9 protein-coding genes are annotated in these 13,680 nt (G+C 43.9%); 4 read left to right on the top strand and 5 right to left on the bottom strand.

Annotation, left to right across the window (positions count from 1 at the left end; translation table 11 throughout):
• The first annotated feature begins 339 nt into the window (after window positions 1-339).
• The 3 genes from FE392_RS13995 to smrB all read left to right on the top strand — a co-directional run bounded on the left by FE392_RS13995 (window position 340) and on the right by smrB (window position 5,111).
• Window positions 340-3,135 carry an AMP-binding protein gene (locus FE392_RS13995; RefSeq protein WP_319930834.1) on the top strand — a complete coding sequence of 932 codons (2,796 nt, stop codon included), beginning with the start codon at window positions 340-342 and terminating at the stop codon, window positions 3,133-3,135.
• Between the two features lie 42 nt (window positions 3,136-3,177).
• Window positions 3,178-4,128, top strand: a complete 951-nt coding sequence (locus tag FE392_RS13990) for an SMP-30/gluconolactonase/LRE family protein (protein ID WP_319930833.1) — start codon at window positions 3,178-3,180, stop codon at window positions 4,126-4,128.
• A gap of 440 nt (window positions 4,129-4,568) precedes the next feature.
• Window positions 4,569-5,111 (top strand): endonuclease SmrB, encoded by a 543-nt coding sequence (smrB, locus tag FE392_RS13985; RefSeq protein ID WP_319930832.1) that lies wholly within the window; start codon window positions 4,569-4,571, stop codon window positions 5,109-5,111.
• A gap of 490 nt (window positions 5,112-5,601) precedes the next feature.
• Here smrB and sixA read toward each other — a convergent pair whose 3' ends face one another.
• From sixA to FE392_RS13965, 4 genes are all read right to left on the bottom strand, one after another.
• On the bottom strand, window positions 5,602-6,087 hold the full coding sequence (gene sixA, locus FE392_RS13980; protein WP_319930831.1) for a phosphohistidine phosphatase SixA: 486 nt from the start codon (window positions 6,085-6,087) through the stop codon (window positions 5,602-5,604).
• A 777-nt stretch (window positions 6,088-6,864) separates the two neighbouring features.
• Window positions 6,865-9,042 carry a fatty acid oxidation complex subunit alpha FadJ gene (gene fadJ, locus FE392_RS13975; RefSeq protein WP_319930830.1) on the bottom strand — a complete coding sequence of 726 codons (2,178 nt, stop codon included), beginning with the start codon at window positions 9,040-9,042 and terminating at the stop codon, window positions 6,865-6,867.
• Window positions 9,042-10,352, bottom strand: coding sequence for an acetyl-CoA C-acyltransferase FadI (gene fadI, locus FE392_RS13970; protein WP_319930829.1), 1,311 nt, complete (start codon window positions 10,350-10,352; stop codon window positions 9,042-9,044). The genes fadJ and fadI overlap by 1 nt, the downstream gene beginning before the upstream one ends.
• A 292-nt stretch (window positions 10,353-10,644) precedes the next feature.
• On the bottom strand, window positions 10,645-10,941 hold the full coding sequence (locus tag FE392_RS13965; RefSeq protein ID WP_319930828.1) for a YfcZ/YiiS family protein: 297 nt from the start codon (window positions 10,939-10,941) through the stop codon (window positions 10,645-10,647).
• Window positions 10,942-11,295: 354 nt separating this feature from the next.
• On the opposite strand from FE392_RS13965, the gene fadL reads away from it, so the two are divergent.
• Window positions 11,296-12,633 carry a long-chain fatty acid transporter FadL gene (gene fadL, locus FE392_RS13960; RefSeq protein WP_319930827.1) on the top strand — a complete coding sequence of 446 codons (1,338 nt, stop codon included), beginning with the start codon at window positions 11,296-11,298 and terminating at the stop codon, window positions 12,631-12,633.
• Window positions 12,634-12,707: 74 nt separating this feature from the next.
• Here fadL and mlaA read toward each other — a convergent pair whose 3' ends face one another.
• Window positions 12,708-13,460, bottom strand: coding sequence for a phospholipid-binding lipoprotein MlaA (gene mlaA, locus FE392_RS13955; RefSeq protein ID WP_319930826.1), 753 nt, complete (start codon window positions 13,458-13,460; stop codon window positions 12,708-12,710).
• Window positions 13,461-13,680: the final 220 nt, after the last annotated feature.

The raw sequence follows: 13,680 nt of genomic DNA, 5'->3' as shown, positions 1-13,680 counted from the left end.
AAAAATTCATGTAAACAGATATGGGCTGCGATAAAACCAGCCAATGCCTTCTGGTAATTATAGTGGGCATATCAATTAATATTATATCTTAATAGGTTAATATAGTTTTATTTTATCAATTAAAGCTGTGTACGGTAAAAACCACAAAAGTACGTATATACCCCCCCAATACACTTCAAATTACAACACAGCGCACGTAAGCAAATCCCAAGTGCATAATGGCCTCTATGACTGATTAGGTGGGCATGACGTTAGAGCTGATACTTGGAGTTTGGAAAACTAAAGAAATAAACCCAGAAAGCCTATCTCGTACTTTCTGATAAAAATGGAATATCAAGCATGTCTGTAAATTCAACATATAACACACCGAATCAATATACCGTTCATTCTGATCCCACAGCCACTTCTATCAGTAGTCTCTTATTACGAGCTGTACAGCAAAATCCCCATTCTGGCCTCCGTTTTATTTCCGGTGATAAAGCCAACGAGAGTAAATGGGTTACCTATCCCGAATTACTAAAAGAAACACAACGGGTACTGGGAGGGTTGCGAGCCCATGCTTCTAAACCTGATATGCATGTCATTCTGATCCTCGAACATGCTCATGATTTCGTTCCCGCTTTCTGGGCTTGTATTCTTGGGGGATATGTTCCTTGCCCTGTGCTTCCAATTCGCAATGATCCGGAACGCTGGGAAAAACACCTTAACCATGTCAGCTCTCTGCTCGGAAATCCATTAATAATATCCACCAAGGCATTGCAAAGAGAACTGATGGGGATCGCTGATGCCATTGATATAAATGAACTGCGCACGGCAATGCCGGATGACGCTGTTTATCAAGCCCATCTTGACGATCCTGCTGTATTCATGCTGACTTCCGGCTCAACCGGCAATTCAAAAGTCGTCGTACTGACACATGGGAACCTGCTGTCTTCGATGGAAGGGAAAAATGATCGTCAGCGCCTGACGGCAGAAGATACCACATTAAACTGGATCTCTTTCGATCACGTCGCGGCTTTTTCAGAAGCCCATCTGTTGCCTTTATCTGTCGGTGCCACACAGCTTCATGTTCCCCCCGCGACCATTCTCGCTGAGCCTCTACTGTTTTTGCGCCTTATCAGCGATTACAGAGTCGCGATGACTTTCACACCCAATTTCCTCTTAGGTCAAATTAATGCCGCGTTGCAATCAGGACGAACCAGTGCTCTGGAACTCCAAAACAAATCATTTGATCTCTCCTGCTTGCGGCAAATCATTTCCGGTGGAGAAGCCACTGTTGTTGAAACAGGCAAAAATTTTCATCACTTCCTTGCCCCTTACGGGCTGGCAAACAATGTCATCTGGCCTGGATTTGGCATGACAGAAACGTGTGCAGGCTCCATTTATTCATGTGAATTCCCTGATAGTGATGCAGATAAAGAGTTTGGTTCGCTCGGTTTTCCGATCCTCGGCTTGCAAATGCGGGTTGCCAATGAAAACACGCCATTGACACAAGCCGGTGAAGTGGGAGAGCTTCAGTTGCACGGCCCGATGATCTTCACTCGTTACTATAATAATGAAGAAGCGACCCGAGAAGCATTCACTGACGACGGCTGGTTCCGCACAGGCGATCTCGCCCTGATCGAAAATGGGCGATTGAATCTGGTCGGAAGAAACAAAGACAGCATTATTGTGAGTGGCGTGAACTATTTCAGCCATGAGCTTGAAACAACACTTGAGCAGCTTTCGGGCATCGAAAAATCATTTGTTGCAGCATTTCCGACACGGCCTGCGGGCAGTGATACCGAGCAACTTGTTGTAGCATTCTCTGCTTCATTCCCACATTCCGACGAAGACAAGCTGTATCAATTGGTCACCGCTATCCGCAATACCACTATCCTACTCTGGGGATTCCGCCCCACACTCATTTTGCCTTTACCACTAGACGCTTTCCAGAAAACCAGTCTGGGCAAAATACAGCGTGCAATTATGCGCAAGCGCCTGGAGGCGGGAGTGTTTGCCGATGAAGTGCACTATATCAAACAAGTGAGCGATAAGCAGACAGGTGGCTATACTCCACCCACAGGGGAAGCAGAAGAAATCATTGCCAATATTTATGCTGAGCTATTTGGCCTCGATACCACTCAGATAAGCGCCACGGAAAACTTTTTTGATGTGGGCGGCACTTCCCTTGATATCGTCAAACTTAAACAAGCCATTCAGCAGCAATTCAACATCAAAGATGTTCCTATTGTCACACTTATCCAAAACCCGACGGTACGTACACTCGCAGCTCGCATAGCCTCTCACGGCAGTGGTACTTATGACCCTGTGGTTGCCCTCCAAACCACCGGCAATAAAACACCACTTTTCTGCATCCATCCCGGCATTGGTGAAATTCTGGTATTTGTTAATCTTGCAAAATATTTCATCAACGATCGTCCTTTCTACGCCTTGCGTGCCCGTGGTCTTGAAGAAGGTGAAGAGCACTTTACGTCATTTGAAGAACTGATCACTGTGTACCTTGAAGGAATCCGTTCACACCAGCCCCATGGCCCATATGCCATCGCAGGTTATTCCTATGGCAGCCCAGTGGCTTTCGAAATTGCCAAACGGCTTGAAGCACAGGGAGAACGCGTGGCTTTCGTTGGTAGTATTGATATGGCGCCATTGCTGATGCATCAAATGGCCGCAGTTGATAAAGCCGATATCGCTGCCACATTAGCCTTTTTCCTCTCCTTGGTTGACAGAGAGCAAAAAGACGAACTGCCAGCCGAAATCCGGGCAGCCGCAGGAAATCAGGATCCTTGTGAATATATCCTGAAAGATGTGTCATCTGAACGCCTGCAAGAACTGGATTTAAATTTAGAAAAATTCAAAGCCTGGGCCACATTAACCCAATCATTGTTGAATGTGGGGCGTTCATATGTGCCGACGGGTAATGTTGAATCAATCAGTGTTTTCTACGCCGATCCTCCTCGCGGATCAAAAGAAGAGTGGCTGGATCACCTCAAACGCTGGGATAGCCTTTCCCGCCAGCCAAATAATTATATTCCGGTAGCAGGCGGGCATTACGATCTTATGGGGCCAAGACATCTGGCAACATTTCAGGCAATTTTGCGTAATGAACTTGATCGTGCGCTAGGTGATAAATAACGTCGTCAGAGGCACCCAATTGTTTATTGGGTGAAAAACACAATGAATGTTCATATGGAAGCAACACTGGCTATTGATGCCAAAAACACAATAGGCGAAGGGCCTCTGTGGGATGCCGAAGGGGAGCGCCTTCTTTGGTGTGATAATGCACATGGTATCGTGCAGGAAGTCCGATCGGCCAACAATAAAGATTGGCATATCAGCAGGCACTGGGCATTAAATCGCTATATCGGCGGTGCTGTTCCCCGCCAAAATGGCGGAATTATTGTTGTTGCAGGCATTGATATCTTAGCGTTGGATAATAACGGTCACATCACGCCATTTGCTCAACTTGATGCAGACCCAAAAAAGGTGCGGGCAAATGATGTAAAATGCGACGCTCAAGGCAGGCTGTGGGTTGGCACGCTCGGCAATGATATTCTTACCACTTCCGGTGAGGTTATTGAAGGCCAAGGGAGTCTCTATCGCATCGATCCTGATGGAACAATCACGAACATACTGAATCAGGTGACGCTCTCCAATGGATTGGACTGGAGTCCTGATGGAACTTCGTTCTATTATGTTGATTCACACACACTGGCCGTGGATATCTTCGATTTTAATGCCTCAGAGGGAACACTCCATAATCGTCGCTGTTTTAAAGCATTCGCCAAAGGTGAAGGGATACCAAACGGTTTAGCCGTTGATCAAAAAGGAGATATTTGGCTTGCTTTAATGGGCAGCAGTGCAATACACCGTTACTCCCCTGCCGGAGAGTTGCTGGAGAAAGTCTGGGTATCCACACCCGCGGTCACAAGCTGCACATTTGGTGGCGTTCACGGTGACAAACTGTTTATCACCAGTGCCGGCAGGAAATTACCGGATGTCACCCATCATCTGTACGGTCTTTCCCAAGAAGTCGTGGAACAGTCAGCTAATACTCCCGGAGCCGGTGGGCTATTTATTTATCAAACCAATGTCTCGGGGCCAGCCGCAACACCGTTTGCAGGCTAACTGAAACTGGACAGGAAGTCAGATGAATAGTATAAAAATCCGGCGCTGCTTAAGAAACGAATAAAAAAATGAAGTAGCCTGAAGAACTGCATTGGCATTACACCCGCGCAGAATATTTCAGGCTACTTCAACTTTCCAGCGGACATATTCCAGATGCCATCAGGGTAATTTTATTCTTTATATTTAATCAATTGACTACCATTTTTACGTTCAATATGACTGAATAAGTCCCGGAGAGTGAAACTGCGGGTCACACGAATATGTAATAAGAAAAGCTCTCTGTCCCAAGTATTGTCAGGCTAATGCATTGAACACCTCACCGTGTTTTCAGACAAAATACTTGAATTATCAGGCTACAATGAAATCTACGGCTGTAGTACTAAGAAAAATTACAAAAAATCAGGTACACTTACCAAAATTTGTAAGTAAATTCCCGAGTAATGAAGAAGAAAAATCTACTAAATAAAGAAGACATCAGTCTATTCAGAACATCCGTTACAGGAACCCGCCGTATTGTACACGATACGGTTTTACATACTCCGAAAAGAAAAAAAATTAGCCATGCTGCTCCTGAACGCCTAATGCAAGAACAGGTCGATGCCAGTTACTATTTTTCTGATGAATTCCAGCCTAATCTCGATACAGAAGGAGCAACCCGCTACGTCCGAGAAGGTGCCGATCATTATGAATTGAAAAAATTGCGGCGCGGAGATTATCCTCCCGAACTGTTCCTGGATTTGCATGGCTTAACACAGCAACAAGCTAAACAAGAGATTGGTGCCTTAATCGCTGCCTGCCGCCGTGAACACGTTTACTGCGCCTGTGTTATGCATGGCCACGGTAAACGTATCCTCAAGCAGCAAACACCATTATGGCTGGCCCAACATCCTGATATTATCGCCTTCCATCAGGCACCTAAGGAATGGGGAGGCAATGCCGCATTGCTTATTTTGGTTGAAATGGATGAATTTACCCGACGTTGATTCATTTTATGGCTACTGAACTAAAGCAAATTCAGTGACAAAAACTCAGAATTTTGCATGGAAAGAAAGCAACAAAATTGAATTTGTTGCCGATACTGCTGGGCTGAGTACAAGTGTATCCAAAGTGGATGGTATCAGTTAGGTTTTCGCGTAACGATTTGATGGTAAAAAGTGAAATCATCCTGCCCTTGACTACAAGCCCAACAAGAGCCTTAAACAAGATCGAGAAATACATAATAAATACTGGATCTTGTTGGCATCAGGTAAAGACCCGATAATCTTCTCTACCACTATTTTTTTGCCTGCATTAACAACCCACTCTTAACCTATTTCCATAATCACCATGAAAAAGTGACTCGAATTACGCCAGTAAAAGGCAACATTTACCGAGTAAATATATTCACACTTACCAAAGCCGAAGGCGGAAAGTATTCACTTACTTTTTATATAACGTATGACGGCAGGTTTTCCCTGCTATTTTCTAAATTCGCTACTGGCCATTCGCTGTTAACTGTGCCGGAGATGTTTGCCATAACAAACTGCCTTTCCCTGTTTTATGATCCAGCTTCACACATGCAATACTAGATGTAGCAAACATGGGAGGAGCTTGCCCAGGGACAAGTTCAGAAACCAAATAACCAACCAATGGTAAGTGGGAAACTACCAGTACAGAGTTATGTTCCTGCATCGCCAAAACTTGTAAATAGCTGGCGACCAATTCAACATCACCCGATGGCGTTAACTCATTTAACACTTGCTCACTGTCAGGTAATGTCAAATTTTCACGAACAGCCTTTAAAGTCTGCTCTGCTCGGGTATAAGGACTGACTAAAATGCAATCAATTTCAGGCGATTGTTGCGAAAGCCAGTGAGCCATTTTCTGTGATTCTTGGCATCCTCGAGGAGTCAGCTCTCGTGTTGCATCACTAGGAGAATCTAAAGCAGCTTCACCATGACGCATAATAAAAATATACATAATTCACCGTTTATTTGATGTCAAAACAGGTCTCAATACCTGCCTCTATTACTACCAATTCCCAATGGATTTCGAATTGCAGCGTAACAGCAAGAAAACCAATCCCCCGAAAACATAGCAGCCTATGAGATTGGGGAAAGTGAGCGTAACTAATCAAGCAACAATTTGAAAGACGACGGGAACATTTCAATACACTATTTGCTTTTAGGCAATAAAACACAACCTAATATTATTGAAATAACCTATTGTTTTAACTCATTTATAATGAAAAACAAATATTACGATCGTAACACTTTTTGATAGAAAAAATATTAGTGAGAATTAATTGGCATTTTCTTCCAAGACATTCTCCTTTAAAACAACGAGAAATAAAATGATTACTTTTATCATCATGCCAAGTAATAGATTAACAAATGTACAATGAAATTATTTCAATAACTCCAATATGCCAATCAGGAAGGAAAAATAATAACAAATTGATTTAAATGAAAAATAAGCATTTCCTTCACAAGAAAAAATCAATAACCTTATAAAAAATTAAAGCCGTTACAATCTGACAACAGAATATAACGGCAACATTCATTTTAAATATCTATTTAATAAAATACCTTTTGTTCTTTCCATGTGTCATTTTATACGCACTGTATTTTTATTTTACTTACTATTGGCTACCCTACTCCCCTGAAAACTTGTTAATCGATCAATCTTCCGGGGAGCGGTTTCCTTGCCGTCACGCTGCAACGCAAAATTTATAAACTGCACATAAATTGCATGCAGTTAGTCATAGAATTTCTTTTTCTGTTCAGCCATTTGGACTAACAACTCACAAGGCGCAAACCTCTCCCCGTGTTTTGCTTCCAGACGACGTAAAATTTCTAGGACTTTATCACTGCCAAGTTGATCCATATAACGGAATGGCCCCCCCAAGAATGGCGGGAAACCGATGCCAAAAACAGCACCAATATCACCATCGCGCGGGCTTCTGACAATCCCTTCATCCAAACAACGAACGGCCTCATTCAGCATGAGCATCACACAACGTTGAGCAATTTCAACCGGCAATACTTTTACAGCCGGCTTAATTTTTAATAAGGAATAAATGGAAGCATCCACCTGTTTGGTTTTTTTACCAAATGACCCGAACATTCCCTTTTTATCCGCATAAGAGTAGAAACCACGCCCGTTTTTCTTACCCTTGCGATCATCTTTTAAGATCGTATCCAGAATTTCCGGCGCGACAAACCTATCCCCCAATTGCTCTACCAATATCGGAATGATCTTAGTCCCTACATCTATACCCACTTCATCCAACAAATTGATCGGGCCAATAGGAAAACCGAAATCCACCAAAGCCTTGTCGATATGTTCAATCGGCTCGCCTTCCACCAGACAGTAACCCGCTTCATTAATGTATGGCGCCAAAATTCGGTTGACGTAAAAGCCGGCTTTATCACCAACTACAATTGCCGTTTTTCCTTGCTTTTTAGCCAGGGCCACTGCGGTTGCAACTGTTTTTTCACTTGTTCCCGCGTGTGGAATAACTTCGACCAACGGCATTTTATCGACAGGACTAAAATAGTGCAGACCGATAACTTGCCCTGGACGGGCTGCTATTTCAGCAATCTTATGGATCGGCAATGAAGATGTGTTGGAAGCAAAAATAGTTTCAGGATTGGTATTATTTTCAATTTCTGTAACCATTTTGCGCTTTAATACCAAATCTTCGAAGACTGCCTCAACAACAATATCCGCTTGCTTAAATCCACTGTAATCCGTAGAGCCTGATAATAAAGACATCTGACGAGAACGCTCACGCGGTGTCAGGCGACGCTGCTTGACCCGTTTGGAAAGGAGTTCCCATGTATACTTTATTGCCTGATTGATGCCCTTTTCACTGATATCCTTAATGCGGACAGGAAGGTTTCCTCGGGTTATCGTGACATTGGCAATTCCCCCGCCCATCAAACCACCACCTAAGATCCCGACTTGTTTGATTTTGGCCGGTTTCTCTGATGAGCCAGTTTCATTCTTTAGCGCGGTTGAAGCAAAGAACAGGCTCCGCAACGCGGCTGATTCCTGCGTCATGGCTAATTCACCAAACGCTCTGGCTTCAGCCTGAAAACCTTTATCTAAACCTTTTTCCAAACCAGTCCGGATCACATTGATGATTTTCTCTGGCGCCGGATAATGCCCATGCGTTTTTTCCCGCGTTTTTTGCTGCACCATGTGGAACAACAATGGCCTGCCCAGTGCACTCGCCAACATGCGCTGTGACCATGCCAATGGCTTACGCTTGATAGCCCCTTTCTTAACATATTTCACAGCAACATCCAGCAGGATGTCCAAAGGAACGGCATCATCCACAACACCAAGACGTTGTGCCTGTTTCGCCTTAAGTTGGCGGCCTGTCAGTATCATATCCAAAGCTGCGCTGACACCTATCAGACGAGGCAAGCGCTGGGTTCCGCCAGATCCCGGCAATAGCCCAAGCTGGACTTCCGGTAAACCAAGACGCGTCTTTTCATCCAAAGAACAGATACGCGCATGGCACGCCAGCGCAAATTCCAGCCCACCGCCTAAACAAGCCCCGTGGATCGCAGCCACAATCGGCAAGGGATAATTAGCGATTTGCGTAAATAATTTTTGCCCTTTTTCAGCCAATGCTGACGCCTCTTCCTGAGTTTGGCAGTTTGCAATCATGCTGATATCTGCGCCAGCAATAAACGTGTCTGGCTTACCAGACACAATCACTAATCCTTTTAAACCGGAAACTTGTTTTGCTTCCTCAAATATCACTAAAAACTGTTCAACAAATTCAGCTTTCAGAGTGTTAACTTTCTCATCAGGCACATCTATAGTGACAATCCCGACCTTATCGTCCCTGACTGAAAAACTGAACACTGATTGAGTGGGTTGCGTCGTTGACATGATAGTTTCTTTCTCAGCCTGAGCCATTACTCCACCTCCAATACCATTGCTGCACCCAAACCACCCGCAGCACAGGCAGTCGTTAACCCAAGCCCGCCGCCACGGCGACGCAATTCATTCAACGTTTGAGTAACCATTCTGGCCCCTGTGGCAGCAAATGGATGCCCGTAGGCAAGTGAGCCACCCAATACGTTGAATTTATCCATATCGACTTCACCAATTGCACGATCTCGCCCCAGTTTTTCGCGGGCAAATTTTTCACTGGCAAACATTTTCAAATTCGTCAATGTCTGGGCAGCAAACGCTTCATGCATATCAATGAGTGTGAGATCGTTTAATGTGATTCCAGCCCGTTCCAAGGCCAAAGGCGTCGTATAAGATGGCCCCAACAACATGTCTTGCCATACATCAATCGCAGAAAAAGCATAACTGCGTAAATACCCCAGCGGAATCATTCCCAATTCTTTGGCAACGGATTCGCGCATCATCATAACTGCGGCTGCACCATCAGTCAGTGGCGTACTGTTTGCCGCCGTAACGGTGCCATGTTTACGATCAAAAGCCGGACGCAATTTAGCATAAGAAGACAAAACTGAATTTTTGCGAATGTTGTTATCTTCAGCCGGTGCATCCCGATATGGCGGAAAATGTGGCACTACCACTTCATCATTTAAAAAACCTTGTTCCCAAGCTGCGGCAGCCAAGACATGAGAACGGTGCGCCAACGCATCCTGATCTTCACGGCTGATTTGATAGGTTTTAGCCATCTGCTCTGCAGTATCGCCCATTCTCAAGCCGGTGGAATATTCAGCAACAGCAGGAGAAACCGGCAGCAGATCACGCAGCTTCAATCGGCTGATTAATTTTAACCGTTGAGACAACGTTTTGGCTTTATTCATATCGACTAGCGTACGGGCCAATGTTTTGGTTACGCCAATTGGCAAAACAGATGAAGAGTCTGCACCTCCTGCGATTCCTATATTGACTGTACCTGCCATAATACTTTCAGCCACATTTGCGATCGCCTGAAAACTCGTCGCACAGGCACGGGAAACACTATAGGCATCAGTATTCACACTTAAACCGGCACCTAAAACAATTTCCCTCGCAATATTCGGAGCTTCCGGCATTTGAACAACTTGCCCAAATACCAACTGGTCGATATTCTCAGGCGATAAGCCACTCCTGATAACCAGCTCACTGACGACCGCTTTTCCTAAATCAACAGCCGGGATACCGTGGTAGAAAGTTGCCTGTTTCGCAAAAGGAATGCGCAACCCGCTGACAATAGCAACACGTTCTTTTTGCTGTGTCACTTTTGTTGAAGAACGACCCATAGCAACTCCTGACAATAATTATTAATTAAATCAATTGATTGATTAAAAATATTTACTCACCTCACAAGAGGTCAGACCTGATGGAGCATTGTTAACGCAATGTTGGTAAATAGCAAACAGGAATAGACAAAAATTGCGAGCAAGCGCAACTTTACGCTACTTATAATTTATACAACTTAACTGGGAAATGTGTGCGGGAATATAAAAAAAGAGTATTATTTACAATCGTTGACAACGGTTTCACCTCCGTTTGGAATCACAAAACTGTGGAAAAACCGTTGTTCGAAGCAGATTAGCGCAATCCTAACTGAAAAATCAGAGATTCTGCCTGGCAGCTAAAAATGAAATCGGCAGATAATTGCATTCCACCATCAACCGGCGCTATTTCATGCTGTATAATACATGGATCAGATTCCACCATTTTAGCCTTTTTAATCAATGTATTAAGCATTAATTCTGCTTCTTGTTTACTGGAAAAAACACACTGAAAAGAAGCAGTACAATCTTCGTTATCAATCACTGTTCCTACATCAACGCAACAGCAGGCAGCAGTCTCTTCGGCGTTGCAACGGTTAATCGCATCAGGCATTTTTTATTTCTCCAATGATAAAAATTCTCTAATAATTGTACGTTGCCCTAGCTGTAGATAACCAGTACTTGCTCTTCCTGAGGGCATTTATCTCACTATTTGTTGATCTCGCCCCGCCAAAAATTTGCTCGTTTACACATGATTAACATTAATTGTCTATTTTTTGTTAAGCAAGTCCCATTTTGGCAATCATATTGGTTATATTTTAAAAACATTCTTGCAACATAATCCTGTATCAGGCCTATACTTCGTACACTGGTCTGATTTGTCATTTTGGCAAATCAACTCTACAATCCCGCGCTCTCAGCTACTTGAGTAGCATGTTAATAATAATTAAACAAAGAGGTTTTGGTTATGAACCAGAAAAACCTGTTTACACGTTCAGCATTAGCAGTGGCGGTTGCAATCATTTCATCCAACGCTAGTGCTGCGGGTTTTCAATTGAATGAGTATTCATCATCAGGACTAGGTCGTGCATTTTCTGGGGCTGGTGTTGTTGCAGACAATGCTTCTGAAGGCAGTCGCAACCCAGCGGCCATGACCCTATTTAATAGCCCATCGTTTTCAGGTGGTCTCATTTACGTCAACCCGAGCGTTGATATTACAGGTAATTCCCCTGTAACTGGCAAAAGTACCAGTGCTAAAAACATTGCGCCAAATGCGCCGATTCCAAACCTGCATTTCATTACTCCAATCAACGATCAATGGTTTGTTGGTGCATCAGCGACCGCCAACTTCGGTTTGGCAACTAAATTCAGCAATAACTACACCGCAGGCCCAATTGGCGGAAAAACCGATCTGAAGTCCTTAAACTTCAACTTAAGCGGTGCTTACAAATTTAATGATCAATTCAGCTTTGGCTTAGGTCTGAATGCGGTTTATGCCGATGCTAAAATCACCCGCCATATGGGTGAAACAGGCCCAGCGATAAATAAATTACTGCATTTCAAAGGAGTACCGAACGATCTTTCACCAACTTCCGAAGCAGCTAAACTGGAAGGAAAAGATTGGGGCTATGGCTGGAACGCAGGGCTACTGTATCAATATGATGAGAACAACCGTTATAGCCTGACTTACCGTTCAAAAGTCAAAGTTAAGTTTAAAGACGGGGATTACAGCAGCGATTTGCCATATATACCAGGGCTCTTTGATAATGGGACCAACGGCAAAACAGTTAAGGGTAGGCTGGATCTGAATTTGCCTGATATGTGGGAAATTTCAGGTTATAACCGCGTTGCTCCACAGTGGGCAATTCACTATAGCTTACTGTATACAGGCTGGAGCGAATTCAAGGAATTGAAAGCAGTCAGATACGATACAGGTAAAGTTGCATTCCAGAAACACGAAGGCTTCCGCGATGCGTACCGCATTTCACTGGGTACCACTTACTACTATGACGATAACTGGACATTCCGTACCGGTGTCGCATTCGATGAAAGCCCAGTGCCGGCTAAAAACCGCTCTATTTCTATTCCTGACCAAAACCGTTACTGGTTTAGCATCGGAACTACTTACGCATTCAATAAAGATGCGTCTGTAGACGTTGGCGTTTCCTATATGCACGGTAAGAAAGTACACGTCAGCGAAAAACTGAAAGATGAAGGTATGCAGGCACCTTACAATGCTCCCTATGATTTCGACGCTAAAGGAACCGCATGGCTGTATGGTGTGAACTTTAACTATACGTTCTAAGATAATTTTCAAGCGATTATCTTGATAAAAAAGGATAGCAACTGCTATCCTTTTTCATTATCCGGTACTCAAGATTAATCAATCGAATCTAACTCATCCTGAATACTGGCTGCATTGGGATTTTCTTCTGGCTGTAGCTTACCGCCATTTGCCATAAAATTGTGGCGCTGAAAATAGGCATCGCGCATCATTAAATAAGGATCGGAGGAATTCTTCAACAGGCCGTCAGAATCAAGCAAACGCGCACGGGTTTCAATTCCCTGAACCATCCATTTGCCCACCGACATCCAGCCAGTAAGATAACTCAGAACGGGATAAGTCATATCCGCGAAATTACCGCCTTCATCGCGCAGCGTAAAACTGCCATAACCGGGCAGAACAACATACGGGCCATAACCCACATCGTAATACCCCAATGTACTACCAAAACGCGCCGGATCATCTTTTGCAAGATGAGGATTCGCCATTGATGCTACATCAATAAGCCCTCCCATACCCAACAAGGTATTCAAAAAGAAACGGTTAAAATGTTTTGCGCCCTCATGAATATCTCCACGCAAAAAACTGTTAACCATACTGGCGGGCTCTTCAAGATTGCTCATAAAATTACCAATACCATTTCTTGCCGGCATTGGTAAATAATTACGCCAAGCTACAGCAACCGGTCGCAGAACATAAGGATCGAGAACATCATAGTTAAAGTTGAACATTGTACGGTTAAAGCCTTCCAACGGGTCTGACCGCCTTTGATCCATCGTATTTGATGGACTGGCGCACCCCACCAGTAAGACTGCTGTAAGAGCAACCCCGCTCAAACGATACTTCATATTGTTCTCCATATAATCACTTTTAGACATTAATGCTCATGCTTACCGATTTCATGCTTACCGGCTCTAATATACCCACTATGTTAAATATACTGCCAATTTTTCGGGAATGGTAATCAAAAAGAGTGGTGATTATGTAGGCAAACAGTTCGACCTCCCTTATATCAGGCAAAAAAAACAAGTATACTTAGCTCTTGTTGCCCCCTTAGTTAAATGGATA

Origin of the sequence: Xenorhabdus santafensis (assembly GCF_033949405.1) — a bacterium.
In the GTDB taxonomy this organism is placed as follows: domain Bacteria; phylum Pseudomonadota; class Gammaproteobacteria; order Enterobacterales; family Enterobacteriaceae; genus Xenorhabdus; species Xenorhabdus santafensis.
This window is presented reverse-complemented; position numbering and strand designations above follow the sequence as displayed.

Bases quoted from the DNA above. Each gene is read 5' to 3' on its own strand.
- fadI (WP_319930829.1), bottom strand. From the start codon at position 10,352: ATGGGTCGTTCTTCAACAAAAGTGACACAGCAAAAAGAACGTGTTGCT.
- sixA (WP_319930831.1), bottom strand. From the start codon at position 6,087: ATGTATATTTTTATTATGCGTCATGGTGAAGCTGCTTTAGATTCTCCT.
- fadL (WP_319930827.1), top strand. From the start codon at position 11,296: ATGAACCAGAAAAACCTGTTTACACGTTCAGCATTAGCAGTGGCGGTT.
- FE392_RS13995 (WP_319930834.1), top strand. From the start codon at position 340: ATGTCTGTAAATTCAACATATAACACACCGAATCAATATACCGTTCAT.
- fadJ (WP_319930830.1), bottom strand. From the start codon at position 9,042: ATGGCTCAGGCTGAGAAAGAAACTATCATGTCAACGACGCAACCCACT.
- smrB (WP_319930832.1), top strand. From the start codon at position 4,569: ATGAAGAAGAAAAATCTACTAAATAAAGAAGACATCAGTCTATTCAGA.
- mlaA (WP_319930826.1), bottom strand. From the start codon at position 13,460: ATGAAGTATCGTTTGAGCGGGGTTGCTCTTACAGCAGTCTTACTGGTG.
- FE392_RS13965 (WP_319930828.1), bottom strand. From the start codon at position 10,941: ATGCCTGATGCGATTAACCGTTGCAACGCCGAAGAGACTGCTGCCTGC.
- FE392_RS13990 (WP_319930833.1), top strand. From the start codon at position 3,178: ATGAATGTTCATATGGAAGCAACACTGGCTATTGATGCCAAAAACACA.